Raw genomic sequence first — 24,897 nt, 5'->3', positions numbered from 1 at the left:
TGCGGCTTTCCGCACCTGTGGGGTACGTTTGAATACATTACGGTCCCCCGGCGGGCCCGTCAAAACCAGTGCAACCCCGGGCGTGTCACGCCCCGCGGCTACTGAACGAAAACGCCGGCCAGGGTCTTCTTACCGCGGCGGAGAACGGCGACGCCCCCGGGAAGCACGGCGCCTTCGATCGTCTGATCGTCGCTCAGCACCTTCACGTTGTTGAGGTAGACGCCACCCTGGCTGATCGCACGCCGGGCTTCGCTCAGGCTGGCGGTGAGCCCGGTGTCCACCAGCAGCTGCACCACGGGTGCGTGCGGAGCGGTCGTGGTGTTGGGGAGTTCCCGCAGCGCCGCTTCCAGCGTGGCCTCGTCGAGGTCGGCCAGGTCACCCTGACCGAAGAGTGCGTGCGCGGCCTGGATGGCGGCATCCGTCGCATCGCGCCCGTGCACGAGGCTCGTGACCGACACGGCGAGGGTGCGCTGGGCCAGCCGTTTGAACGGCTCGGTCGCCACAGCGGTCTCGAGCTCCTCGATCTCGGCCCGGGTGAGGAAGGTGAATACCTTCAGCCGGTTGATCACGTCGGCATCGTCGGTGTTGAGCCAGAACTGGTAGAACGCGTACGGGCTGGTCAGGGTGGGGTCGAGCCAGACGGCGTTGCCCTCGCTCTTGCCGAACTTGGTGCCGTCACTGTTGGTGATCAGGGGGGTGCCGATGGCATGCGCGCTCTCCCCCTCCGCCTTGCGGATGAGGTCGATGCCGCTGGTGAGATTGCCCCACTGGTCGCTGCCGCCGGTCTGGAGCACGCAGCCGTAGGTGCGGAAAAGTTCGAGGAAGTCCATCCCCTGCAGCACCTGGTAGCTGAACTCGGTGTAGCTGATACCGGCGTCCGAGTTCAGACGGGCGCTCACGGCATCCTTCTTCAGCATGCTGCCGACGCGGAAGTACTTGCCGATGTCCCGCAGGAAATCGATGGCGCTGAGCGGGGCGGTCCAGTCCAGGTTGTTCACGAGGGTGACGGCGCTGTCGCCCTCCGAACTGAGGAAGCGGGAGACCTGGGCCTGGAGGTAGCCCACCCACTCGTTGACGACATCCCTCGAGTTCAGGGTGCGCTCGGCGGTCGGGCGCGGGTCGCCGATCAGGCCGGTGGATCCGCCGACCAGCCCGAGCGGTCGGTGCCCGGCCAGCTGGAGGCGGCGCATCAGCAGCAGCTGAACGAGATTGCCCAGGTGCAGGCTGGGTGCGGTCGGGTCGAAGCCGCAGTAGTACGTGACCGGCGGGCCGGCGAGCAGCGCGCGCAGTTCGGCGGCATCCGTCGAGACCTGCACCAGGCCACGCCAGGAGATCTCCTCCCAGACGTCGTCGAAGGTCGGGTCATTGGCTTGCAGGGCGAGGATCGCTGGATCTGACACGAGCCAAGGCTACCAGCGCCCGAACTGGGCCCGCCGGATCACCTCTGAACCTTCATTGCGAATTATTAAGTCTGCAAGCTGAACTGGTGTATATTCAGCCTGGACACTTCATCTGTTCCCGGTGCGAGAGGAGTCTTCCGTGTTTGTGATCACCGCTGACCAGATCGACAGCCGCAACGATCGCGATCGTGCCGGCGAGATGATCGACGCCCTCATCGCCCGTTTCCCCGGAGCCTTCATCCTCCCGCCCGATCAGACGGCGGGCGACGAGATCCAGATGCTGCTGACGGATGCCCGCAGCACCCTAGACGTGATCCTGGACCTACAGCGTTCCGGGCATTGGAGCATCGGGCTCGGGATCGGCGAGGTGCGCCGCCCCCTGCCGGCCTCGGCCCGCCAGGCATCCGGGCACGCGTTCGTCGGCGCCCGGGCCGCGGTGACGCGCGCCAAGAAAGCGGAGGGCCGGTTCGGCCTCGAGCTCGCCGGCCCGACCGGCGCTCCCCCGCTGCTTGGCGCCGAGGAGGTCGAGGCCCTCGTGACCACGCTGTTGCTGCTGCGCCAGCGCCGCACGACGGAAGGCTGGGCGGCCGTGGACCTGCTCGGCCGGGGCCTGACCCAGGTGGAGATCGCCGCGGCGCTCGAGATCTCGGCGGCGGCCGTCAGCCAGCGACTCCGCAGCGCCCTGTGGCGCGTGGACCAGTCCGCGCAGCCCGCACTCGTTAGGCTCTTGGAGAACCTCCAGCACGCCACGACAGAAACGGGCCCTGCCGCATGACCTCTTCGTCCTTCCAGATCGTGGCGTACCTGTACTGGCTCCTGCTGATCCTGGTCACGACGGGTTCGCTGTTCTTCGCGGTCCTGGCGTTCCGGCAGCACAAGCAGCAGTTCGCCGCCATCGCCGCCGGCGGCCTGGCCGCGGCCCTGCTGATCGCATCCGTGCCCGCCCCCGGCGGCGCCAGTGTGTTCGGCACCATCCTCGGCATGCTGGCCCTCGGCCTGGCGGTCGTCGGCGGCGGGCCCGCAGCGCTGCTCGCACTCCGGCTGGCCACGCACAACAGCGTGACGCCCGGCCAGCACGGCGGCATCCTGGTGGAGAACGCCGGGTCGGCGGCCTCTGACTCGGGGGTTCCCGCCCAGGCCGGCACCGACGAGCCCGGCACCGGTGAGGCCCGCACCGACCAGGCGAAGCCCCAGCACGCGGTGCACGAGGTGCTGCGCGGCGGCCTGATGATCGGGATCCTTGAGCGGCTGGCCGTGGCGGGCGCGATCCTCGCCGGCTTCCCGGAGGCCCTCGCCATCGTCGTGGCGATCAAGGGCGTCGGCCGGTTCACCGAGCTGGCCGCCGCCGAGGCGCGGGAGCGATTCATCATCGGCACCCTCGCCAGCCTGATCTGGGCCTGCGCGTGCGCGGCCCTCGTGCAGATCGCGGTCGCCTAGCGAGTCTTCGCGGCCTCGGAATCGGCCAGCGGCACCGCTGGGCGTCGCGGCGCACCCTGTGGTCGCGGGCGCACGTTGTAACCAGCGCCCGCGGCAAGAGGGTGGGCCGCGAGCCTCGGGTGGGGTCCCTTGGGGCGCGGTGGCTCGCCGCGGCCAGGCGACCCGGATCTGCTGCCCGGCCCGGGACATCCGTGGCCACCGCGTTCAGCAACTGCGGAGATTTTCGCAACACGCCGTTGGGGCGGGCGCCGAAAGCGGTGATTCTCGAAAATCTCCGAGATCACGTGACGACGGATGCCCCGGCCGGGTCCGTCTGCGGAATGGCATGGCGGGGCGTCGCGGCGCACCCTGTGGTCGCGGGCGCACGTTGTAACCAGCGCCCGCGGCAAGAGGGTGCGCCGCGAGCCTCGGGCTGGGCTGGCTGGCCGGTTGGGCTGGGTCGGGTCCCTCGGGGCGGGCCGGTTGGGCTGGGTCGGGTCCCTCGGGGCGGCGTGGGACGGTTTCCTTGGGGCGCGGTGGCTCGCCGCGGCCGGGCGACCCGGATCTGCTGTCCGACCCGGAACATCCGTGGCCACCGCGTTACTAGCTGCGGAGATTTTCGCAACACGCCGTTGGGGCGGGCGCCGAAAGCGGTGATTCTCGAAAATCTCCGAAATTACGTGACGACGGATGCCCCGGCGCTGGCCCAGGGATGGCCCGAACCTAACGACGGTGGGGCTCAGTGCCCCGCTTCGGATGCGGCCGGTAGGGCGACACCGACGCGTCATCGGGGATCCAGAATCGCCACGGGTACTCGGCGCCTCCGCCGGGGCCGCTCACGCCGGTTCGGGGGCCGCTCCGGAATTCGCTCGGCTGCTCCGGCAGGGTGAGCTCGAACGGGGCCCGGCTGAGGTCCGCGCCGTCGTCGGCGAGCCCGATGCCGAGCGCCACCGTGAGCCGGGCCGGGCCGCGCCCGAGGTCGCGGTCGCTGCGTGCGGTGGGGCGTCGCATCCGTGCCTCGTCGACACCCGCGATGATCTCGCCGGCGCGCAGCAGCACCGCGGACGCCTCCCCCGGCTCCGAGCAGACGATGTTCGCACAGACGTGCATGCCGTTGCTGAAATACGCGTACAGGTGACCGGGCTCGCCGAACATGGCCGCGTTCCGCCGGGTCTGCCCGCGGAAGGCGTGCGATCCGGGGTCGAGGCCGAGCCCGAGATAGGCCTCGACCTCGGTGATGCGAAGCAGCACCCCGTCCCGGCCGATCACCGCGCCCAGCAGTAGCGGCGCGACCTCCAGTGCGGGTCGCGCCAGCAGGCTGCGGCCGGGGATCACACCCGGAGAGCGGCCGCCAGGACCCCCACCCGGGCGACCAGCACGGCGCGCTGCTCGGCCACGCGCACCGGGGCGGTGCCGCCCTGGCCGTCGCGGCGGGAAACCGAACCGGTGATGGTGAGCACCTCGCGCACGTCCGGCGTCAGGTGCGGTGACAGCGCGAGCAGCGCCGCGTCGTCCACCTCGTGCAGGTCGAGCCCGTTCTGCTCCGCGTGCTTGACCAGCGCGCCGGTGATTTCGTGGGCGTCGCGGAAGGTGACCTGATGCTTGACCAGCCACTCGGCGACATCCGTTGCCAGGGAGAAGCCCTGCGGCGCCAGCTCGGCCATGCGGTCGGTGTGGAAGGTCAGGGTCGCGATCATGCCGCTGAAGGCCGGCAGGAGCACCTCGAGGGTCTCGATCGAGTCGAAGACCGGCTCCTTGTCTTCCTGCAGGTCGCGGTTGTAGGCCAGCGGGAGGCCCTTGAGCGTGGTCAGCAGCCCGGTCAGGTTGCCGATCAGGCGGCCGGACTTACCGCGGGCGAGCTCGGCGATGTCCGGGTTCTTCTTCTGGGGCATGATCGAGGACCCGGTCGAATAGGAGTCGTCGAGGGTGACGAAACCGAATTCGCGCGTGTTCCAGAGGATGATCTCCTCGGCCAGGCGGGACAGGTCGATCCCGATCTGGGCGGTGATGTACGCGAACTCCGCGACCAGGTCGCGGCTCGCGGTGCCGTCGATCGAGTTCTCGACCACGGCGCTGAAGCCGAGGTCGGCGGCGACCAGGTTGGCGTCGAGGCCCAGGGTGTTGCCGGCCAGGGCGCCCGAGCCGTAGGGCGAGAAGTCGGCGCGCTTGTTCCAATCGGTGAACCGCTCGAGGTCGCGCACGAGCGGCCAGCAGTGCGCGAACAGGTGGTGGGCGAGCAGCACCGGCTGCGCGTGCTGCAGGTGGGTGCGGCCGGGCATGATCGCGTGCTCGTGCGCTTCGGCCTGCGACGCCAGGGCGTCGATGAGGTCGACGACGTGAGCGGAGAGGGCAACAGCCTTGTCGCGAAGCAGCATCCGCACCAGGGTCGCGACCTGGTCGTTGCGGCTGCGGCCGGCGCGGAGCTTGCCGCCGAGTTCGACGCCGACGATGTCGATCAAGCCGCGCTCGAGCGACGAGTGAACGTCTTCGTCGCTCTCCGCGGGCTGGAACCGACCGTCGAGCACGGCCTCGACGAGGGCGTCGAGGCCGGCCACCATGGCGACGAATTCGTCGTCGGTCAGGTAACCGGCCGCGGCCAGGGCGTGGGCGTGGGCCTTCGAACCACGGATGTCATAGGGGGCCAGCGGCCAGTCGAACTGGGTCGACTTGCTCAGCTTCGCCAGTTCCGGCGACGGTCCCCCGGCGAAGCGACCGCCCCACAGGGCGCCCGCCTTGCCGGCACGATTCTCGTTCTTGTCTCCAGCCACGCCGATGCCCTACTTGCCGGCGAGGTCGCGGCGAGCCGAGATCTTGCTCGGCAGCGACCACAGCTCGATGAAACCCTTGGCCATGGACTGGTCGAAGGTGTCACCGGTGTCGTAGGTGGCGAGGTTGAAGTCGTAGAGGCTCTGGGTGGACTTGCGGCCGGTGACGACGGCGGTGCCGGCGTGCAGCTTGAGCCGGATGTCGCCGGTGACGTGCTTCTGCGTCTCGTCGATGAACACGTCGAGGGCGCGCTTGAGGCCGGAGAACCAGAGGCCGTCGTAGACGAGCTCGGCCCACTTGGACTCGACCGTGCGCTTGTACCGGGCCAGGTCGCGCTCGACGGTCATGTTCTCGAGCTCTTCGTGTGCGGCGATCAGGGCGATGCCGGCCGGAGCCTCGTAAACCTCGCGGCTCTTGATGCCAACGAGGCGGTCCTCGACGATGTCGATGCGGCCGACGCCCTGGTTTCCGGCGAGCAGGTTCATCATTTCGATGGCCTGCAGCGGGGTGACGGGCACGCCGTCGATGGCGACGGGGACACCCTGGTCGAAGCTGACGACGACCTCGGTGGGCTCGCGGGTCACGGCCGGGTCCTGCGTGTACGTGTAGAGGTCTTCGATCGGGGCGTTCCACGGGTCTTCGAGGAAGCCGGTCTCGACCGCGCGACCGTACACGTTCTGGTCGATCGAGTAGGGGCTCTTCTTCGACTGCGCGATCGGCAGGTTGTGCAGGGCCGCGTATTCGATGGCTTTGTCGCGGGTGAGGGCGAAGTCGCGCACCGGGGCGAGGGAGGTGAGGTCGGGCGCGAGGGCGGAGACCGCTGCCTCGAAGCGAACCTGGTCGTTGCCCTTGCCGGTGCAGCCGTGCGCGACGCTGTCAGCGCCGAGCTCCTTCGCGGTCGAGGCGAGGTACTTGGCGATCAGCGGGCGGCTGAGCGCGGACACGAGCGGGTAGCGCTTCTGGTATAGCGCGTTGGCCTTGAGCGCCGGCACGATGTAGTCGTTGGCGAATTCGTCCTTCGCATCGACGACGATGGCCTCGACGGCGCCGCAGTCCAGTGCGCGCTGACGGATGACATCCATGTCCTCGCCGCTCTGTCCGACGTCGATGGCGAGGGCCACGACCTCCTTGCCGGTCGCATCCTTCAGCCAGCCGATGCCAACCGAGGTGTCAAGTCCACCAGAGTATGCGAGCACAACACGTTCAGCCATGGTTCTCCCTAAATGTAGATCTGTTCAAGTTTACGGTGACGCTGTCACGCCCGGGCGTGCCCGTTCCGGTCGAGAGTGCCCGTTAGACCGGTCACTCTCGACCGGAAAGGTCACTATGCGGGGGCGTTTTGGGCGTTTTGGGCGTTTTGGGCGAGCAGCCAGACGAGCAGGGCCTTCTGGGCGTGCAGCCGGTTCTCGGCTTCGTCCCAGATGATGCTCTGCGCGCCGTCGATGACGTCCGCCGTGACCTCGTAGCCGCGGTCGGCCGGCAGGCAGTGCATGAAGTGCGCGTCGGGCTTGGCGAGGGCCATCAGGGCGGCGTCGACGCGGTACGCGCCGAGCGTGCCGAGACGCTCCGTCTTCTCCTCTTCCTTGCCCATCGACACCCAGGTGTCGGTGATGACCACGTCGCAGCCGGCGACGGCCTCGGCCGGGTCGGTGAAGAGCGCCACGGAGCCGCCGGTGCGCGCGGCGATGGCCGCGGCATCCGTCACCACCCGCGGGTCGGGCGTGTAGCCGACCGGGGAGGCGATGCGCACGTGCATGCCCGCCGTGGCGCCGGCCAGCAGGTAGGACTGGGCCATGTTGCAGGCGCCGTCGCCGAGGAAGGCGAGGGTCTGGCCGGCGAGATCGCCGCGGTGCTCACGGATGGTGAGCAGGTCGGCGAGCAGCTGGCAGGGGTGGAAGTCGTCGGAGAGGGCGTTGACGACCGGCACTGTGGTGCCGAGGGCCATCTCTTCGAGGCCGGCCTGGCCGTAGGTGCGCCAGACGATCGCGGCGACCTGGCGTTCGAGCACCCGGGCCGTGTCGGAGGCCGTTTCCTTGCCGCCGAGCTGGCTGCTCGCGGTCGTGATGATCAGCGGGCTGCCGCCGAGGTCGGCGATCCCCACGGCGAAGGACACCCGGGTGCGGGTGGACGACTTGTCGAAGATCACCGCGACCGTCTGCGGGCCGGCGAGGGGTTTGGCCGCGAATCGGTCTCGCTTGAGCACCAGGGCCAGTCCGAGGATCTCGGCCTGTTCGGCCGGTGAGATGTCGTCGTCGCGCAGGAAATGGCGGGTCACGGAGTCACTTTCGGTTTTCGGCAATAGATTGTCCAACTCTAGAGGCTGGCCAGTGCGAGCCCGAATCGGCGCTCGAACTCGGCCAGTTCGGCGTCGCCCACGATCAGCGGCGGGGCGATCCGGATGGTGGATTCGTTCGCGGCGTTCACGATCAGCCCGTGGGACAGCGCCGCGGCGGCGAGCCTCTGCGCGACCGGCTCGGTCAGCCCGACGCCCAGCAGCAGGCCGCGGCCGCGCACCTCCGCGATCAGCGGGGAGCCGAGGCCGGTGATGATCTCCCGCAACTGGTCGCCGCGGCGGGCCGCGTTCTCGACCAGGCCGTCGCGCTCGATCGTGCCGAGCACGGCGTTCGCGGTGGCCGTGACCAGCGGGTTTCCAGCGTAGGTCGAGCCGTGCTGGCCGCGCTGGAACAGCTCGGATGCCGCCCCGAAGGTGACCAGGGCGCCGATCGGCAGGCCGCCGCCGATCCCCTTGGCCAGGGTCGCGGCATCCGGCTGGATGCCGTCGTGCTGGTAGGCGAACCAGGCGCCGGTGCGCCCGGCGCCCGTCTGCACCTCGTCGATGATGAGCAACACGCCGTGCCGGGTGCAGAGTTCGCGGGCGCGAAGAAGGAACCCGTCGGGCAGATCGATCACGCCGGCCTCGCCCTGCACCGGTTCGAGGAAGAGGGCGGCGACGGTGTCGTCAAGGGCGGCCTCGAGCGCGGCCAGGGTGGCGTCGATGTGCTCCACCCCGCCGGGGACGGGCAGGAACGGCTCGCGCATGGCCGGTTTGCCGGAGAGGGCGAGCGCGCCCATCGTGCGGCCGTGGAAGGACTCGTGCAGGGTGAGGATGCGGGTGCGGCGGCCGCCCGCGGTGTTCAGCCGGGCCAGTTTGAACGCGGCCTCGTTGGCCTCGGCGCCGGAGTTGCAGAAGTAGACGCGTCCGGCCGGGCCGGTGCCGGTGATCCGCTTCAGCCGTTCGGCCAGTTCCAGCTGGGGCGGGGAGGCGAAGTAGTTGGCCACGTGGGCCAGGCGGCCGACCTGGTCGGTGACGGCGGCGACGAGGTCCGGATGCGCGTGGCCGAGCGAGTTCACGGCGATGCCGGCGAGGAAGTCGAGGTATTCGGTGCCCTCGTCGTCCCAGACGTAGCAGCCCTCGCCCCGCACCAGCATCGCCAGCGGCGGCGCGATCGTGTGCATCATCGCGTCGCTGAATCGGTTGCGCCAGTCTTCGGTGCCGAAGTCTGCCATGGGTTTGGTGCTCACTTCTGTGTCGGTCGTGCTTGTGTGTGTCGGTCAGGGTTGGGCGGGGACGACCTCGGTGCCGATCCCGCTGCCGGTGAAAACCTCCAGCAGGATCGAGTGCGGCACGCGGCCGTCGATGATGGCCGCCTTCGCGACGCCGCCCTCGACCGCGTCCAGGCAGGCCGTCATCTTGGGGATCATGCCCGACTCGAGCTCCGGCAGGAGGGCGCGGAGGGTGTCCACGTCGATGACCGACACCAGCGAGTCGCGGTTCGGCCAGTCGCTGAAGAGCCCGGCGACATCGGTCAGGATCACCAGTTTCACGGCACCGAGGGCGACCGCAAGGGCCGCGGCGGCGGCGTCGGCGTTGATATTCAGGGACTGGCCCGGGACATCCGTGTCGGGAGCGATCGAGGAGACGACCGGGATGCGGCCGGCCGCGAGCTGGGCGTGCACGGCCTCGGGGTCGACGCCGATGACGTCGCCGACGAGGCCGAGGTCGACCTCTTCGCCGTCGATGACGGTGCCGCGGCGACGGCCCTGGAAGAGCCCGGCGTCCTCACCGGAGAGCCCGGCGGAGAGCGGGCCGTGCGCGTTGATGCGGCTGACAAGTTCACGGTTGATCTGCCCGGTCAGCACCATCCGCACGACGTCCATCGCCTCGGGGGTGGTCACCCGGTAGCCGCCGCGGAACTCGCTCTCGATGCCGAGCCGGTCGAGCATCGCCGAGATCTGTGGGCCGCCGCCGTGCACGACGACGGGGCGGATGCCGCAGTAGCGCAGGTAGACCATGTCCTCGGCGAACGCGCGCTGAAGTTGGTCGCTGACCATGGCGTTGCCGCCAAATTTGACCACGATGATCTGGTCGTGGAACCGTTTGAGCCACGGCAGGGACTCGATCAGGGTGGCGGCCTTGACGGCAGCCTCGGCCCGGCTGTTCTGCGTCTCGTCCGCCGGAATCAACTCGAGTACGCGCTGTTCTCTTCGACGTACTCGTGGGTCAGGTCGTTGGTCCAGATCGTGCCCGTCTCGGTGCCCTCGTGCAGGTCGATCAGCACGGTCACCGACCGGGGCGTCAGGTCGACGAGTTCGCGGGGCTGGTCCGGCTCCCCCGCCGTGCAGACCTGCACATCGTTGATCGCGACGTCGATGCCGTAGGGGTCGAAGGCGGCATCCGTGGTGCCGACGGCCGCGAGCACGCGGCCCCAGTTGGGGTCGTTGCCGAAGATGGCGGTCTTGAACAGGTTGCTGCGGGAGACCGCGCGAGCCACGTTGACGGCGTCGTCCTCGGTGGCGGCGTTCCGCACCGTGATGGCGACGTCGTGCCCCGAACCCTCGGCGTCGGCCTGGAGCTGCAGGGTGAGGTCCTGGCAGATGGCGATCAGCGCATCCGTGAATTCGGGCAGGTCGGCGGCGACCCCGCTGGCACCGGAGCCGAGCAGGCTGACGGTGTCGTTGGTGGACATGCAGCCGTCGGAGTCGAGCCGGTCGAAGGTGACCCGGGTGGCTTCGCGGAGGGCCACGTCGAGCTGCTCGGAGTCGAGTACGGCGTCGGTGGTCAGCACGACGAGCATGGTGGCGAGGCCGGGCGCGAGCATGCCGGCGCCCTTGGCCATGCCGCCGATGGTCCAGCCGGCCGTGGACGTGAGCAGGGTCTGCTTGGGCGTGGTGTCGGTGGTCATGATCGCCTGCGCCGCGGCGAGGCCGGCGGCATCCGAGGTGGCGGCGGCGGACTGGAGCGCGAGGGTCGCATCCCAGACGCCGGCGGTGATCTTGCCCAGGTCGAGCTGCTCGCCGATCAGGCCGGTGGAGCAGACGAGCACCTCGCCGGCGGAGATCTCCAGGCGGTCGGCGATGGCCTCGGCCGTGGCGTGCGTGGTCTGGAACCCGATGGTGCCGGTGTAGCAGTTCGCCCCGCCCGAGTTGAGCACGATGGCCTTGACCCGGCCGCCGCGCATGACCTGTTCGCTCCAGAGCACGGGGTTGGCCTTGCACCGGTTGCGGGTGAAGACGCTGGCCGCGCTGGTGAGCGGGCCGAGGTTGTGCACGACGGCGAGGTCGAGGCCGCCGGACTTCTTCAGGCCGGCGGTGACTCCGGCGGCGGCGAACCCGGCTGGGGCGGTGACACTCATGGGGCTACTCCATTCGTGCTCAGGCCCGTGGTTTCGGGCAGTCCGAGCGACAGATTGGCGGACTGGATTGCGGCACCGGCGGTGCCCTTGACCAGGTTGTCGACGGCGGTGATCGTGACGACTCGGCCGGCGGCCTCGTCCACGGCCAGGCCGATCAGGGCGGTGTTGGCGCCGAGCACATCGCTCGTTCGCGGGAACCGACCCTCCGGCAGCACGTGCACGAACGGTTCATTCGCGTAGGCCTCCTCCCAGGCGGCGCGCACCGCGGCCGCGGACGTGCCGGGCACGAGGCGGGCCGTCGCGGTGCAGAGGATGCCGCGGGACATCGGCACGATCACCGGGGTGAAGGAGATGGTCGGGTTCGCGGCCCCGGCCCAGCGCAGGCTCTGCTGGATTTCGGGGATGTGCCGGTGCCCGCCGCCCACGGCGTAGGGGTTGGCGGAGCCGAGGACCTCGCTGGCCAGGTTCGGCCGCCTGAGGCTCTTGCCGGCACCGGACGGGCCGACCGCGAGCACGGCGACGATGTCCTCCGGCTCGATCACGCCGGCACGGATGCCTGGAGCCAGGGCCAGGGCCACCGTGCTGGCGTTGCAGCCGGGGGCGGCGATGCGCCGGGAGCCCTGCAGCCGGGAGCGCTGGGTGCCGCCGGCGACAGGGAGCTCGGGGACCCCGTAGGTCCAGGCGCCGTAGTAGTCGCCGCCGTAGAACGCGGCCCAGTCTGACTCGCTCTCCAGGCGGTGGTCAGCGCCGCAGTCGACGACGAGGGTTTCGGCCGGCAGGTGCGCGGTGAGGGCGCCGGATGCCCCGTGCGGCAGGGCCAGGAAGACGACGTCGTGCCCGGCGAGGGTCTCGGGGCTGGTGTCGACGAGGGTCAGGTGGGCGAGGGAGCGCAGGTGCGGCTGCACGTCGATCAGGAGCTGCCCGGCATTGCTGTGGGCCGTGACCGTGCGCACCTCGAACTCGGGGTGTTCGGCCAGAAGCCGCAACAATTCGCCGCCCGCATAGCCGCTCGCACCTGCCACCGCCACCGAAAAAGCCATGTGACAAACTTAGCGCGCCGCCCCGCACGCCGAGAATCGCCGTTCGCGCCGATAATCGCCGCTCGGGCGGCGACTGTGGGCAGAAACGGCGACGCTCGGCGGGTGCTCCGCCGCACTGGGCTCCCCCGCCGACTCCGCCGCGCCGGGCTCCCCCGCCGACGTCGCCACTTGCGGTCGAGCACGCCCGGTGTGCGGGGCGAACTCGACCGGAAGTGGCGAAATGGGCGAAATGGGCGGGCGGCCGCACGGGCGTCGAGCGAGCAGCCGGACGAGCAGCCGCACGAGCGCCGAGCGAGCAGCCGCACGAGCAGCCGCACGAGCAGCCGCACGGGGGACGAACGAGCAGCCGGGCCGGCGCTACTCGCGCAGGGTCGCGCCGAAGCGGGCGGCGGTCACGGACACGCCGGCGAGCTTGGCGTCGCTGGCCTCCGCGGCGGTGAGGGTGCGGTCCGGCGCCCGGAAGCGCAGGGCGAAGGTCAGCGACTTGCGTCCGGGCAGGATGCCCGTGCCCCGGTAGTCGTCGACGAGCTCGGCCTGGTCGAGCAGCGGACCGCAACCCTGGCGCACGGCCTGGAGCACCTCGCCGGCCGGAACCTGAACGTCGACCACCAGGGACAGGTCCTGGGTGGCGGCGGGCATGGTCGCGATCGGGATGGCGTGCAGCTCGGTGCCGGCCTGCGCGAACACGGCCGACAGGTCGATCTCGGCGACGGCGACGACCGCGGGCAGGTCGGCGTCGCGGGCGATGCGGGGCAGCAGTTCGCCGGCGATTCCGACCGAGGTGAGCCCGGCATCCGTCGTCACGAACAGTTCCGCGGTGCGTCCCGGGTGCATCGCCTGGTGTGAGCCCTGGCGCACGGTGATGGCGACCCCGGAGGCGAGCGCGACCTGGCGTACCGCCGCGAGGGCGTCCTGCCAGCCGGCCGCGACCGCGGGCTGGCCCGGCTGGTGGCGCACGGTGAAGCCGGTCAGCGCGATGGCCACCGAGAGCGGCTGCGGGGGGATGCCCGCGTTCAGTTCGGCTTCCAGCTGCCGGCTCGGGCGCACCGCACCGGGAGGAACGACCGAGCTGCCGTAACGGATGCCGGCCACCGGCCGGAAGACCGTTCCCAGTTCGAAGACGGCCAGGTCGGTGATCCCGCGAGAGCGGTTGCGGTGCATGATCTGCAGCAGCCCGGGCAGGATCGAGGTGCGCAGGAACGGCGCCTCCCCGTCGAGCGGGTTGGCGACGCGGATCTGCGGCACGCCCGTTTCGGCAGTGCCGCCCGTTCCGGCCGTGCCGGCCGGGAGCCCGAACAGGTTGTTGGACTTCTCCGAGACGAACGGGTACGCGAGCACCTCGGTGTGGCCGGTGGCAGCGAGGGTCTGGGCGACCTGGCGGCGCAGGGTCTGCGCGTGGGTGAGGCCGCGGCCGGGCGGGGCGACCGGCAGCACCGACGGGATGCGGTCGTAGCCGACGATGCGGGCGACCTCTTCGGCCAGGGTCCACTTGTCGGTCAGATCGGGGCGCCAGCTGGGCGGCGTGACGTTCAGGCCGGTCTCGGTCTCCTCGAGGGAGGCGCCGATCTCGGCCAGCGAGGAGCGCACCTCGTCCGGGGTGTACTCGAGCCCGATCAGTCCGGAGATGAAGCCGGTGGGCAGAATGATGGGCGCGGCGTCGGGGGTGGCGTCGTGCAGGGAGCCGAGGCCGTCGGCCTCTCCCCCGGCGAGTTCGACCAGCAGCTGCACGACGCGGGCGGCGGCGACGGCGGCGACGGCCGGGTCGACCCCGCGCTCGAAGCGGCGGGAGGCCTCGCTGGGCAGCTTGTGCCGGCGGGCCGTGCGGGCGATCGACACCGGATCGAAGTTCGCGGCCTCGATCAGCACATTCGTGGTTCCGGAACCGATCTCGGTGCTCTGGCCGCCCATCACGCCGGCCAGGCCGATCGGCCCGGATTCGTCGGTGATCAGGAGGTCTTCGACGTTCAGGGTGCGGGTGACGTCGTCGAGGGTGACGAGTTTCTCGCCCGGCTGGGCGCGGCGCACGGTGATACCGCCGGCGAGACGGTCGAGGTCGTAGCCGTGGATCGGCTGGCCGAGCTCGATCATCACGTAGTTGGTGACGTCCACGATCAGCGAGATCGAACGGATGCCGGCCAGCTTCAGCCGGGCGATCAGCCAGGCCGGAGACGGCCGGGTCGGGTCCACGCCGCGCACCGCGCGGGTGACGAAGACGCTCGCGCCGACGCGGCCGCGGATCGGGGCCTGATCGTCGATCGTGACCGGGAAGGCGACCGTGGAGGCGACGGGCGAGATGGCCAGGGCGGGGTCGCGGAAGGCGGCCCCGGTGGCGTGCGCGTACTCGCGGGCCACGCCGCGGATCGAGAAGGCGTAGCCACGGTCGGGCGTGACGTTGATCTCGACGGCCGTGTCGTCCAGGCCCAGCAGGCTGATCGCATCCGTGCCGATCTCGGGGTCGAGCCCGAGGCTGCCGAGCACCAGGATGCCATCGTGCTCGTCGCCGAGGCCGAGCTCGCGGGCCGAGGCGATCATGCCGTCGGACACGTGGCCGTAGGTCTTGCGCGGGGCGATCGGGAACGGGCCGGGCAGCACAGCGCCGGGCAGGGTCACGACGACCTTGTCGCCGACGACGAAGTTGTGGGCGCCGCAGACGATGCCGTGCACGGCGGGGCCGCCGTCGGCCGCGAGCTCGTCGCCGGGCGCGACGCGCACCTGGCACCAGTTGATGGTCTTGCCGTTGGTCTGCTCTTCGCCGACGAACTCGAGCACCTGGCCGACGACGATCGGTCCGGTCAGCTCGAAGCGGTGGATCTCTTCCTCTTCGAGGCCCACGCTCACCAGGGCGGCGTGCACGTCTTCGGGCGTGGTGCCCGGGGCCAGGTCGACGAACTCGCCCATCCAGCTCAGTGGGACGCGCATCAGACGGTCATCCCGTACTGCTGGCTGAACCGGACGTCGCCTTCGACCATGTCGTGCATATCCTTCACATCATTTCGGAACATCAGGGCCCGTTCGACGCCGACGCCGAACGCGAAACCGGAGTAGACCTCCGGGTCGATCCCGGCGGAGCGGAGCACGTTGGCGTTGACCATGCCGCAGCCGCCCCACTCGATCCAGCGGGCGCCGTCCTTGAACGTCGGGTGCCACAGGTCGAGTTCGGCGCTCGGCTCGGTGAACGGGAAGTAGTTCGGGCGCAGGCGCACCTTCGCCTCCGGGCCGAACATGGCCTTGACGAAGTGGTCGAGGGTGCCGCGCAGGTGCGCCATGGTGAGTCCCTTGTCGATGGCGATGCCCTCGATCTGGTGGAACACCGGCGTGTGCGTGGCGTCGAGCTCGTCGGTGCGGAACACCCGGCCGGGGGCGACGACGTAGACCGGCAGCTCGCGGGACAGCAGGGCGCGCAGCTGCACCGGGGAGGTGTGGGTGCGCAGCACCAGGTGCGCCTCGGGCGGGTCGATGAAGAAGGTGTCCTGCATGGCGCGGGCGGGGTGGTCCTCGTCGAAGTTGAGCGCGTCGAAGTTGAACCACTCGCTCTCGAGCTCGGGGCCCTCGGCGACCTCCCAGCCCATGCCCACGAAGACATCCGCGACCCGTTCCTGCAGCAGGGTGAGCGGATGCCGGGCGCCCGGCGTCCAGGTTGACGCCGCCGCGGTCACGTCGACCGTTTCGGCCGCGAGCTGTGCGGCGGCCTCGGCCTCGGTGATCGCGGCCTCGCGGGCGGCGAACGCCTGCGCGACGGCGCCCCTGGCCTGGCCGAGCAGCTTGCCGGCGGCGGCCTTCCGGTCGCCGGGAACGCTGCGCATCAGCGCGTTGAGCCGGGCCAGCGGGGAGGCCTCCCCGGTGTGCTGGGCACGCACGGTTTTCAGGGCCGCGGAGTCGTTCGCGGCGGCGATGGCGGCGAGGGCGGCGTCGACGGCCGCGCTCACGGCTGGTTCGGAGATCTCAGTGGGGTCAGACACAAGGTCCAAGTTTAGTGGTGCTCAACCCCGCCGCCGCCCATCTGGTTGCCCCGTGCCGCCGGGTAGACGACCTCGGGTTCGAGGGGTGTCTCGGGCGGCGTCTTCGTCTCCGGCGTCACGCCGCCGGACTTGGACCCGGTGCGCCGGGCGATGACCCGGGCCAGCCAGGACAGCGACAGGTTCATCGCCAGGTAGATCGCCAGCACGACGAGGAAGAAGGAGAACGAGTAGCGGCTGCCGAAGAAGTTCGTCAGGCCCTGCCCGCTGCGGAGGAGCTCCTCGTAGCTGACCACGAACGCGAGGGAGGTGTCCTTGAGGAGCACGACGAGCTGCGCGATGATGATCGGCAGCATCTGCCGGAACGCCTGGGGGAACTCGATCCGGAGCCGGGTCGCCACGGGGGTGAGCCCGATGGCAAGGCCGGCCTCGCGCTGCCCGCGGGGCAGGCTCTTGATGCCTGCCCGCAGCGCCTCGCCGATGATCGCCCCGTTGTAGACGGACAGCGCGGCGACGCCGGCCCAGAAGGAACCGGTGGAGAAGACGAGGAGGATGAAGAGCATCATCAGCAGCACCGGCATGCCGCGCACGAATTCGAGCACGACCGTGGTCGAGATCCGAAGCCACCTGGTGTCGGACACGCGTCCGAAGGAGAACAGCACGCCGAGCGCGAGCGCGAACACGGCGGCGACACCGGCCATCCGGAGGGTGTTGAGGGCTCCGCGGCCGAGGGTGCGCCACACCTCGCGGTCGGAGAAGACGTCCCAGCGGGTCGCATCCCAGAGGCCCGGCTGCTCGGCCCCGTTGGCGCTGGTCTTGGGAGCGCCCAGGGCCAGGATCAGCCAGGCCAGGCCGGCGGCGATGATGAGTCCGGTGACCACGGAGAAGATCCGCGACCGCATGATGGCCTTCGGGCCCGGAGCGTCGTAGAGCACTGACGTCATCGGAGGACCGCCACCTTCTTCTCGACCCGCGCGGCGATCACGCCGAGCGAGATGGTGACCAGCAGGTAGAAGGCCGCGACGGCGAGGAGAATCGCGAGCACCTCGTCCCCGCGTTCGTTGGTGACCTTGCGGGCGGCACCGAACAGTTCGAAGACGAAGAACGCGCCGGCGACCGAGGTGTTCTTCGTCAGGGCGATGAACACGTTGATCAGCGGCGGGATGACCATGCGCACCGCCTGGGGCATGACCACGAAGGACAGGGTCTGGGTGAACGTCAGGCCCACGCTGCGGGCGGCCTCGGCCTGGCCCACGTGCACACCGTTGACGCCCGAGCGCAGTGCCTCGGCGACGAAGGGCGAGGTGTACGCGGTGAGGCCGATCATGGCGAGCACGAAGTAGCCCGGGGAGAACTGCAGGTACGGGAGGATGAAGGCGCAGAAGAACAGCACCAGGGTGAGCGGGGTGTTCCGCACGATCTCGGTGTAGACCGTGGCGAATCCGCGCAGGGATGCGACCGGCGAGATGCGCATTGCCGCGATGATGATGCCGAGTACGAGCGCTCCCGTGCCGGACAAAAGAAGAAGGCCCAACGTGTTCTTGAAGCCTTCAAGGAACACGGGCAGGTTTTCGATGACTGCGTCCACAACTCACCTCCTCTTCTGTGTTGTCTGGTTCTGATCTGGACTGAGCGTGGGGTGCCTGGGTGACAGGCGAATGCTCTGGTCGGGGCGACCGTTCTGACGTCCGGCCGCCCCGATCAGGTTCGAGCAGGTGTTACTAGTACCGGTTGACGGCCGGCGGGGTGGGGGTCTCGAGCACCGTACCGGCGGTCTTTTCCCAGGCCTTGGCCCACGTGCCGTCCTTGAAGGACTCCTCGAGCGTGTCGTTGATGAAGGTGCGGAACTCGGTGTCGCCCTTCTTCAGGCCGATGCCGTAGGGCTCCTTGGTGAAGGGCTTGTCGACGACCTCGAACTCACCGGCGTTCTGGTCGGCCAGGCCGGCCAGGATGACGTTGTCGGTGGTCACGGCGACGACCTCGCCGCTGCGCAGCGGGCCGAGGCAGTTGGAGTAGGTGTCGGTCGCGAGCACCTTGTCAGTGTAGGCCGTGATGTTCTTCTCCGACGTCGATCCGCTGACGGTGCAGACGGACTTTCCGGCGAGGTCTTCCGGGCCCTTGATCTTGTCCGGGTTGCCCGCGAGAACGAGGAGGTCCTGGCCGGCTTCGTAGTACGGTCCGGCAAAGTCGACGACCTGCTTGCGCGTGTCGTTGATCGTGTACGTGGCGACGACGAGGTCGACCTGGCCGTTCTGGATGAAGGGCTCGCGGTTGGCCGACACGGTCTCGGTCCACTTGATCTTGTCGGCGGGGATGCCGAGCTTGGACGCGATGAGCGTGCCCATCTCGACGTCGAAGCCGACCGGCTGGCCGTCCGGGCCCCTGAGGCCGAACAGCGGCTGGTCGAACTTGGTGCCGATGGTGATCGATCCGGCTTCGCTCAGCTTCGCCATGGTGGTGCCGGCCGCGAATGTCGGCGCCTTCTCCACGGGTGCGGCGGTGGGCTTGGCGGCCGAGTCGGTGCAGGCACTGAGGGTGAGCACGCCGGCAAGGGCAATGGCCGAAAGCATTAGACCTTTTTTGAGTCTCATGGTGTTTCTCCTGATTGCTGTGTCATCCTGCGCACCGGTTAGTGGGCAAGTATTTTGGAGAGGAAGTCTTTCGCTCTCGTGCTCTGGGGGTTCGTGAAGAACTTCTCCGGCGTCGTCTCCTCGACGATCTCGCCCTCGGCCATGAAGATCACCCGGTCGGCCGCCTTGCGGGCGAAGCCCATCTCGTGCGTGACGACGATCATGGTCATGCCGTCGCTGGCGAGGTCGATCATGACCTCGAGCACCTCGTTGATCATCTCGGGGTCAAGCGCGCTGGTGGGCTCGTCGAGCAGGATCACCTTGGGGTCCATGGCGAGGGCACGGGCGATCGCCACGCGCTGCTGCTGGCCGCCGGAGAGCTGGGCCGGCATCTTCTTCGCCTGGTTCGCGACGCCGACGCGTTCGAGCAGGACCATGGCCTTCTTCTCGGCGTCGGCCTTCGACAGGCCGCGCACCTTGATCGGGCCGAGCGTGACGTTCTCGAGCACGGTCTTGTGCGCGAACAGGTTGAACGCCTGGAACACCATGCCGACGTCCGCGCGCAACCGGGCGAGGTCTTTGCCTTCGTCCGGCAGCTTCACGCCGTCGATAGTGATGACGCCGGCGTCGATCGTCTCGAGCCGGTTGATGGCGCGGCAGAGGGTGGACTTGCCCGACCCGCTCGGGCCGATCACCACCACGACCTCGCCGCGATTGACGACGGCGTTGATCTTCTTCAGCACGTGCAGGTCGCCGTAGTGCTTGTCGACGTCACTGATGACAACTAGCGGCTCACCGCGCAACACCGTGATGTTGGACGTCGCCGGCGCAGACTCTGTAGGCTCCATGTCCCCCAACCTAAGGCACAAAGAAAGACGGCCGCACCACAAATTTTGTGGTATGGCCGTCATCGATCGGATCAGCTGCGCTGCGCGAAGGCACTTTCATACAGGCAAACGCTGGCCGCAGTGGCGAGGTTCATGGATTCCGCGTGACCGTAGATCGGCACCGAAATGGAGCGGTCGACCTTGGCCAGGTCTTCTTCGGTGAGCCCGCGGGCCTCGTTGCCGAAGAGCCACGCGGTCGGCGCGACCAGGAGGCCCTCGGTGCGGGCGGCCAGCAGATCGGTGCCCTTGATGTCGGCGGCAAAGACCTGCAGACCGGCCTCTTTGGCGCGCTCGCGCACGTCCTCGAGGGTCGCGCTCACGGCAACGGGGAGGTGGAAGATCGACCCGGTCGACGACCGCACCACCTTGGGGTTGTAGAGGTCGACGCTGCGACCGGTGAGGATGACGGCGTCCGCGCCGGCGGCATCCGCTGCACGGATGATGGTGCCCGCGTTGCCGGGATCGCGCACCTCTTCGAGGATGGCGATGAGTTTGGGGCCGTCAGCGAAGATGTCTTTCACCGAGGTGGGGAACTGGTGGCACACGGCCACGAAGCCCTGGGGGGTGACCGTGTCTGCCATCGTCTCGAGCACCTGCTCGGTGACGAATTCGACCTCGACGCCCGCGTCTTTCGCGGCGTCCGCGATGTCGGTGTGGCGCTCGAGTGCGGTGGGGGTGGCGAAGAGTTCGAGCACGAGGTCGGGACGGAAGTTCAGGGCCTCGGAGACGGCCTGCGGGCCCTCCAGGAGGAACAGCCCCGTCTCGGATCGAGCGGCTCGATTCGCCAGTTTCGCGACGGCCCGCACACGCGGAGAACGGGGATTATCTAACATGCGTCCAGCTTAGTTGCCGAGGCCCGCGGGTGATGCCCCCGCGCGGGGCACAGCGGAACCGGTCGGATCGGGCGCCCGGGCACGCAAAACGGGAGCGGGCGCCAGGCCCGCTCCCGTGAAGAGTGCGACGTTCAGGTGGTGCTGAAGTGCTGCGTGCCGAAGAGCTGCGAAAGCTACGCGGCGACCTTCGGTGCCGACGTGTCGGCGGGCAGTGCTGCCTTGGCGCTCTCGACGATGGCCGCGAACGTGGCGGGCTCGTTGACGGCCAGTTCGGCCAGGATGCGACGGTCGACCTGGATTCCGGCCAGGGCGAGGCCCTGGATCAGACGGTTGTAGGTCAGGCCGTTCGCGCGGGACGCAGCGTTGATCCGCTGGATCCACAGGCGACGGAAGTCACCCTTGCGTGCACGACGGTCACGGTAGCTGTAAGTGAAGGAGTGAGTGAGCTGCTCCTTCGCCTTGGTCACCAGACGCGAGCGCTGGCCGCGGTAGCCCTTGGCGCGCTCGAGAATTACGCGACGGCTCTTGTGGGCGTTTACGGCCCTCTTTACTCTTGCCATTTTTATTGATCCTTACGGGGTACGGGGTCTAGCGACCGAGAAGCTTCTTGATGACCTTGATGTCGGCCTTGGCCAGCACCTGGTCCTGGTTCAGGCGGGACTTGCGCTGGGTGCTCTTGACCTCGAGGTTGTGGCGCAGGCCGGCCTGCTGCTTCATGATCTTGCCGGAGCCAGTGACCTTGAAGCGTTTCTTCGTCCCGGAGTGGGTCTTCATCTTAGGCATCTTTTTCCTCCAGTTTCGCTGCCTTATCAGCAACTTTGTCAGCCTTGTCGGCAACCTTTTCTGCCCGGTCGGCAGCCTTGTGTGCGTTGATCTCAGCCTTGGCTTCCGCTTTGTTCTTCAGCGGGCCAACAACCATGACCATGTTTCGCCCGTCGATGGTCGGGCTCGATTCCACGGAACCGAACTCGGCGACATCCTCGGCAAATCTTTGGAGCAGACGTACGCCCTGGTCGGGACGGGACTGTTCACGGCCACGGAACAAAATCATGGCCTTGACCTTGTCGCCGGCCTTCAGGAAGCCTTCGGCGCGTTTGCGCTTGGTCTCGTAGTCGTGCTTGTCAATCTTGAGACGGAAACGAACCTCTTTCAGGATCGTGTTCGCCTGGTTGCGCCGGGCCTCCTTGGCCTTCTGCGCAGCCTCGTACTTGAACTTGCCGTAGTCCATGATCTTGGCAACGGGCGGCTTCGAGGTCGGTGCAACCTCAACGAGGTCGAGGTCGGCCTCCTGTGCCAGGCGCAGCGCAACATCGATGGCCACGACTCCGACCTGTTCGCCGTTGGGACCAACGAGACGAACTTCGGGGACGCGGATACGGTCATTTGTACGGGGATCGCTGATGCGTCTCTCCTCTTCTCATTCATCGTGGCTACAGCCAGGTGACGGATGTCGCCCGGAGACGAAGAGAGGAAAAATAACGTCTGGACTGCCGGTCACAAATGCCCGGTTGTCACAGACGACACCCTGTCTACCTTCGCGCATCGTGATCTTGTGACGGATCCAGTGCCGCGACGGCGGAGTGCAACTACCCGGTAACCTTTATGAAGCGGTATGCGCGGGTGGGAGATTATCCACTTTCGTACCGAGACTTGCATCTCGGAGCCCGGACGAGTCTAACAGAGGAATGCAGTGACCAACAGCAACGAGCAGGACGCAGTCCAGGCAACACGCGATATCGCCGATGTGGCAGCGGTGGAAATCATCACGACGGCATCCGTGCACCTGATGAGTGCGGCCGCGGTGAAGGTCGGTCTGGCCGACGACCCCGAGAACCAGATCGACCTGGACGAAGCCCGCAAGCTGATCACGGCGCTGGCCGGACTGATCACCGCCGCCGCTCCGGACATCGCCGACATGCACGCGCGGAGCCTCCGCGACGGGCTGCGTTCGCTGCAGCTCGCGTTCCGCGAGGCGTCCGCGATCCCGGATGCCATCGGTCAGGGCCCGGGCGAGAAGTTCACCGGCCCGGTCAACTAGCAGGTCGTCGCCGGGTCGACTGGTCACCGGGGCGGCTGGTCACCGGGGCGGCTGGTCACCGGGGCGGCTGGTCACCGGGGCGGCTGGTCGCCGGGTCGGCTGGTCGCGATGGCGCGATGGCGCGATGGCGCCGAACCGTGAGTTCGGCACCGTTTCGGGCGCGAAAACCCGTCCAAACTCACGGTTCGGCGGGGATAGACAGCATGAGTGGCGGGAAATCATGGAGTTGAGGCTGTTGGTGCCGTTCCGGCGGCATGCTGCGGTCGCGCAGCGGGCCACACCCGAGCGGCGGCGCTTCACGTCGTCCGTGCTGGTGCCCTACCTGGGCACCCTGCTGCTGACCTGGACCGGCGTAGTCCCCGGCTGGGTGCTCTGGCCGGTGATGGTCCTCGTGTTCGGCACGATGACCGTTCTCGGCAACGTCTGGGCGGACCAGGACGCCCTGGACGCCCTCAAGGACGACCCGGACACGGATGCCGACGGGCACCCCGGCGCCGACCGCGACGGCGACCGCTAGTCCAGCACGGCGTCCGCACGTCCAGCACGGCGTCCGGCGAACCAATTCGACGGAGATTCTGGCCTAAAACGCCGCATTCCGGGCTGTTTCGGGCACTTTCGGGCAAAATCTCCGTCGAATTCGTTCGGGCTAGGTCTGGCAGCGCGGGCACCAGAAGGTGTTCCGCAGCTCGAGCTCTGAGCGGCCCAGGGTGCCCCGCTCGATCAGGGTGCCGCAGCGCCGGCACGGCTGGCCGGCCCGGGAGAACACCCAGCTCTGCATGCCCCGGCGGGCGTTGCCGGTGGTGATGCGCTCGGTGCGGTCACGGTTGGCCAGGATCAGCCGGCGGGCGAGGTCGACCAGGGCCGGGACATCCGTCGCCTCACCGACCGGCCGGGTGGGCAGCAGCCCCCGCAGGAAGCACAGCTCGTTGACGTATTCGTTGCCGAGTCCGGCCAGGTTCCCCTGGTCGGCGAGTGCCACCGCCACCGGCCGATCGGGGCGCTCCCGGATGCGGCGGGTCGCCTCGGCCGCGTCCCAGTCGGCACCGAGAAGGTCGGGCCCGAGGTAGGCGAGCAGTTCGGCCTCGCGGTTCAGCGGCACCACCTCGAGCACACCGAGCAAGAAGCCGACGGCCACCCATTCGGCCGTCTCCAGCACGATGCGAGCCTGGAAGGCCGGGCGCTTCCAGGCGCTGCCGTGCCGGTAGAGGTGCCAGGAGCCCTCCATCTTCAGATGCGAGTGGATGCTGTACTCCCCCACCCGCATCAGCAGATGCTTGCCGCGGCTGACCACTTCGTGCACGATCTCGCCGGTCAGGTCCACGGTGGCGTACGCCGGAACCCGCACGTCGCACCGGGTGAGCCGGGCGCCGTGCAGCGCCGCGTCGAGATTGTGCGCGGTGCGATAGACGGTGTCGCCCTCAGGCATGGCTCTCCTCAGGCATGGTGCTTGTCACGCGGGCCTCCCGGCACGGGTTGGGCACGGGTTCGGCACGGGTTCGGCACGGGTTCGGCACGGGTTCGGCACGGGTTCGGCACGGGTTGCCTCAGACGTGCAGGTTCTCACTCGGTGGCTCCGGGCACGGCGTTCCTCAGGCATGCAGCTTCAGCCCCCGCGGGGTCACGCCGAACCCGGCCGCCTGCAGTGCGGTGCCGACCGGGGTGCCCATCACGAAGACCCCGTTGACGGTCTCGACACCGAGCTTCGGAACCCGGCCGGCCCTCACCGTGCCGGCCAGGGAGAGCGCGGCGGCCGTCACTGCGGCGTCCGGTTCGCCAGGCTCGAATGCGAGCACGGACTTGCCGCCGCGCTCGACGTAGAGCACCAGCGCCCCGTCGACGATCACGACCAGCGCGCCGGCCTTCCGTCCGGGGCGGTGCCCGGTGCCCTCCGGCACCGGCGGCCACGGCAGCACGGAACCGTAGGGGTTGGCCGGATCGGTGGCGGCCAGCGTCACCGCGCTCGGCGCGGCGCCCGATCCCGAGCCCGAACCTGCGCCCGAACCCGCGTCGGCGACGAAGGAGCGGAGCCGGTCGACCGTGCCGACGGTGGCGAACTGGGCCGCGCCCAGACCCTCGATGAAGTAGCCGCGGCGGCACCGCCCCATCTCCTCGAAGCCGCTGAGGGTGCGGTAGGCGAGCGCGAAACCGCCCGTCACGCCCTCGCCCATCACGGCGCCGCGGGTCACGACGCCGTAGCGCTCCAGCAGGGTCTCGCCGAGGGCGTGCGCCCGGCGGGTCGGGGAGTCGTCGGCCACCGGCACGACGGACCAGCGCCCGGAGACGGTCGGCGGGCCGCCGCGGGCCGGCAGGGTCGGCCGGGCCAGGATGCGGCCGCCGTGCAGCCGGGCCCGCGGGGCG

General features: G+C 69.2%; 24 protein-coding genes and 1 pseudogene. 4 read left to right on the top strand and 21 right to left on the bottom strand.

Going from position 1 to position 24,897, the window contains the following annotated elements:
• Positions 1 to 98: 98 nt before the first annotated feature.
• On the bottom strand, positions 99 to 1,400 hold the full coding sequence (tyrS, locus tag E3T42_RS02865) for a tyrosine--tRNA ligase (RefSeq protein WP_134364971.1): 1,302 nt from the start codon (positions 1,398 to 1,400) through the stop codon (positions 99 to 101).
• A 139-nt stretch (positions 1,401 to 1,539) separates the two neighbouring features.
• Between tyrS and E3T42_RS02860 the strand changes: the two genes are divergently transcribed.
• Together E3T42_RS02860 and E3T42_RS02855 are read left to right on the top strand one after the other, a co-directional pair.
• The gene (locus E3T42_RS02860) at positions 1,540 to 2,175 is read left to right on the top strand and encodes a DNA-binding protein (RefSeq protein WP_134364970.1); all 636 of its coding nucleotides are present in this window, start codon (positions 1,540 to 1,542) and stop codon (positions 2,173 to 2,175) included.
• The gene (locus E3T42_RS02855; protein WP_134364969.1) at positions 2,172 to 2,837 is read left to right on the top strand and encodes a hypothetical protein; all 666 of its coding nucleotides are present in this window, start codon (positions 2,172 to 2,174) and stop codon (positions 2,835 to 2,837) included. Before E3T42_RS02860 ends, E3T42_RS02855 begins: the two co-directional genes overlap by 4 nt.
• 702 nt (positions 2,838 to 3,539) lie before the next feature.
• On the opposite strand, the gene E3T42_RS02850 is transcribed toward E3T42_RS02855, so the two are convergent.
• The 18 genes from E3T42_RS02850 to infC form a co-directional block, all read right to left on the bottom strand.
• Positions 3,540 to 4,148 carry a DNA-3-methyladenine glycosylase gene (locus E3T42_RS02850; protein ID WP_134402420.1) on the bottom strand — a complete coding sequence of 203 codons (609 nt, stop codon included), beginning with the start codon at positions 4,146 to 4,148 and terminating at the stop codon, positions 3,540 to 3,542.
• On the bottom strand, positions 4,148 to 5,584 hold the full coding sequence (gene argH, locus E3T42_RS02845; protein ID WP_174235689.1) for an argininosuccinate lyase: 1,437 nt from the start codon (positions 5,582 to 5,584) through the stop codon (positions 4,148 to 4,150). Before argH ends, E3T42_RS02850 begins: the two co-directional genes overlap by 1 nt.
• Positions 5,585 to 5,593: 9 nt before the next feature.
• Positions 5,594 to 6,793, bottom strand: a complete 1,200-nt coding sequence (locus E3T42_RS02840) for an argininosuccinate synthase (protein WP_134364967.1) — start codon at positions 6,791 to 6,793, stop codon at positions 5,594 to 5,596.
• A 113-nt stretch (positions 6,794 to 6,906) separates the two neighbouring features.
• Entirely contained in the window at positions 6,907 to 7,857 is a 951-nt protein-coding gene (gene argF / locus E3T42_RS02835) for an ornithine carbamoyltransferase (protein WP_134364966.1), read from the bottom strand.
• A gap of 38 nt (positions 7,858 to 7,895) precedes the next feature.
• Positions 7,896 to 9,089, bottom strand: a complete 1,194-nt coding sequence (locus E3T42_RS02830; RefSeq protein WP_134364973.1) for an acetylornithine transaminase — start codon at positions 9,087 to 9,089, stop codon at positions 7,896 to 7,898.
• 45 nt (positions 9,090 to 9,134) lie between these two features.
• Positions 9,135 to 10,046: an acetylglutamate kinase gene (argB, locus tag E3T42_RS02825; RefSeq protein ID WP_370261548.1), complete on the bottom strand. Its 912-nt coding sequence runs from the start codon at positions 10,044 to 10,046 to the stop codon at positions 9,135 to 9,137.
• Complete coding sequence (gene argJ, locus E3T42_RS02820) at positions 10,043 to 11,215, bottom strand: bifunctional glutamate N-acetyltransferase/amino-acid acetyltransferase ArgJ (RefSeq protein ID WP_134364965.1); 1,173 nt, start codon at positions 11,213 to 11,215, stop codon at positions 10,043 to 10,045. The genes argB and argJ overlap by 4 nt, the downstream gene beginning before the upstream one ends.
• Entirely contained in the window at positions 11,212 to 12,255 is a 1,044-nt protein-coding gene (gene argC, locus E3T42_RS02815) for an N-acetyl-gamma-glutamyl-phosphate reductase (protein ID WP_134402418.1), read from the bottom strand. The genes argJ and argC overlap by 4 nt, the downstream gene beginning before the upstream one ends.
• A gap of 357 nt (positions 12,256 to 12,612) precedes the next feature.
• Positions 12,613 to 15,174, bottom strand: a complete 2,562-nt coding sequence (gene pheT, locus E3T42_RS02810) for a phenylalanine--tRNA ligase subunit beta (protein WP_134402417.1) — start codon at positions 15,172 to 15,174, stop codon at positions 12,613 to 12,615.
• Positions 15,174 to 16,214 (bottom strand): phenylalanine--tRNA ligase subunit alpha, encoded by a 1,041-nt coding sequence (gene pheS / locus E3T42_RS02805; RefSeq protein ID WP_134402416.1) that lies wholly within the window; start codon positions 16,212 to 16,214, stop codon positions 15,174 to 15,176. Before pheS ends, pheT begins: the two co-directional genes overlap by 1 nt.
• Before the next feature lie 11 nt (positions 16,215 to 16,225).
• Positions 16,226 to 17,155 (bottom strand): amino acid ABC transporter permease, encoded by a 930-nt coding sequence (locus tag E3T42_RS02800; protein WP_134402415.1) that lies wholly within the window; start codon positions 17,153 to 17,155, stop codon positions 16,226 to 16,228.
• Positions 17,152 to 17,799, bottom strand: a complete 648-nt coding sequence (locus tag E3T42_RS02795) for an amino acid ABC transporter permease (RefSeq protein ID WP_134402414.1) — start codon at positions 17,797 to 17,799, stop codon at positions 17,152 to 17,154. The genes E3T42_RS02800 and E3T42_RS02795 overlap by 4 nt, the downstream gene beginning before the upstream one ends.
• A gap of 133 nt (positions 17,800 to 17,932) precedes the next feature.
• The gene (locus tag E3T42_RS02790) at positions 17,933 to 18,781 is read right to left on the bottom strand and encodes a glutamate ABC transporter substrate-binding protein (RefSeq protein WP_370261542.1); all 849 of its coding nucleotides are present in this window, start codon (positions 18,779 to 18,781) and stop codon (positions 17,933 to 17,935) included.
• Between the two features lie 59 nt (positions 18,782 to 18,840).
• Positions 18,841 to 19,629, bottom strand: coding sequence for an amino acid ABC transporter ATP-binding protein (locus tag E3T42_RS02785; protein WP_134364958.1), 789 nt, complete (start codon positions 19,627 to 19,629; stop codon positions 18,841 to 18,843).
• 71 nt (positions 19,630 to 19,700) lie between these two features.
• On the bottom strand, positions 19,701 to 20,501 hold the full coding sequence (locus E3T42_RS02780) for an RNA methyltransferase (RefSeq protein ID WP_134364957.1): 801 nt from the start codon (positions 20,499 to 20,501) through the stop codon (positions 19,701 to 19,703).
• A gap of 173 nt (positions 20,502 to 20,674) precedes the next feature.
• Entirely contained in the window at positions 20,675 to 21,061 is a 387-nt protein-coding gene (gene rplT, locus E3T42_RS02775) for a 50S ribosomal protein L20 (RefSeq protein ID WP_134364956.1), read from the bottom strand.
• Between the two features lie 28 nt (positions 21,062 to 21,089).
• Entirely contained in the window at positions 21,090 to 21,284 is a 195-nt protein-coding gene (rpmI, locus tag E3T42_RS02770) for a 50S ribosomal protein L35 (RefSeq protein WP_134364955.1), read from the bottom strand.
• Entirely contained in the window at positions 21,277 to 21,903 is a 627-nt protein-coding gene (gene infC / locus E3T42_RS02765; protein WP_134364954.1) for a translation initiation factor IF-3, read from the bottom strand. The genes rpmI and infC overlap by 8 nt, the downstream gene beginning before the upstream one ends.
• Positions 21,904 to 22,191: 288 nt before the next feature.
• On the opposite strand from infC, the gene E3T42_RS02760 reads away from it, so the two are divergent.
• Together E3T42_RS02760 and E3T42_RS02755 are read left to right on the top strand one after the other, a co-directional pair.
• The gene (locus E3T42_RS02760) at positions 22,192 to 22,539 is read left to right on the top strand and encodes a DUF1844 domain-containing protein (RefSeq protein ID WP_134364953.1); all 348 of its coding nucleotides are present in this window, start codon (positions 22,192 to 22,194) and stop codon (positions 22,537 to 22,539) included.
• Between the two features lie 220 nt (positions 22,540 to 22,759).
• The gene (locus E3T42_RS02755) at positions 22,760 to 23,056 is read left to right on the top strand and encodes a hypothetical protein (RefSeq protein WP_134402412.1); all 297 of its coding nucleotides are present in this window, start codon (positions 22,760 to 22,762) and stop codon (positions 23,054 to 23,056) included.
• A 129-nt stretch (positions 23,057 to 23,185) separates the two neighbouring features.
• Here the strand turns inward: E3T42_RS02755 and E3T42_RS02750 are convergent, their stop codons facing one another.
• Positions 23,186 to 23,965 (bottom strand): DNA-formamidopyrimidine glycosylase family protein, encoded by a 780-nt coding sequence (locus E3T42_RS02750; protein WP_134402411.1) that lies wholly within the window; start codon positions 23,963 to 23,965, stop codon positions 23,186 to 23,188.
• A gap of 163 nt (positions 23,966 to 24,128) precedes the next feature.
• A pseudogene (locus E3T42_RS16610) lies at positions 24,129 to 24,897 on the bottom strand (ATP-dependent helicase); the annotation flags it as partial.

This window comes from Cryobacterium sp. TMT4-10 (assembly GCF_004403275.1).
GTDB lineage: Bacteria > Actinomycetota > Actinomycetes > Actinomycetales > Microbacteriaceae > Cryobacterium > Cryobacterium shii.
The sequence above is the reverse complement of the archived record's forward strand: the minus strand, read 5'-3'. Positions and strand labels throughout refer to the sequence as shown.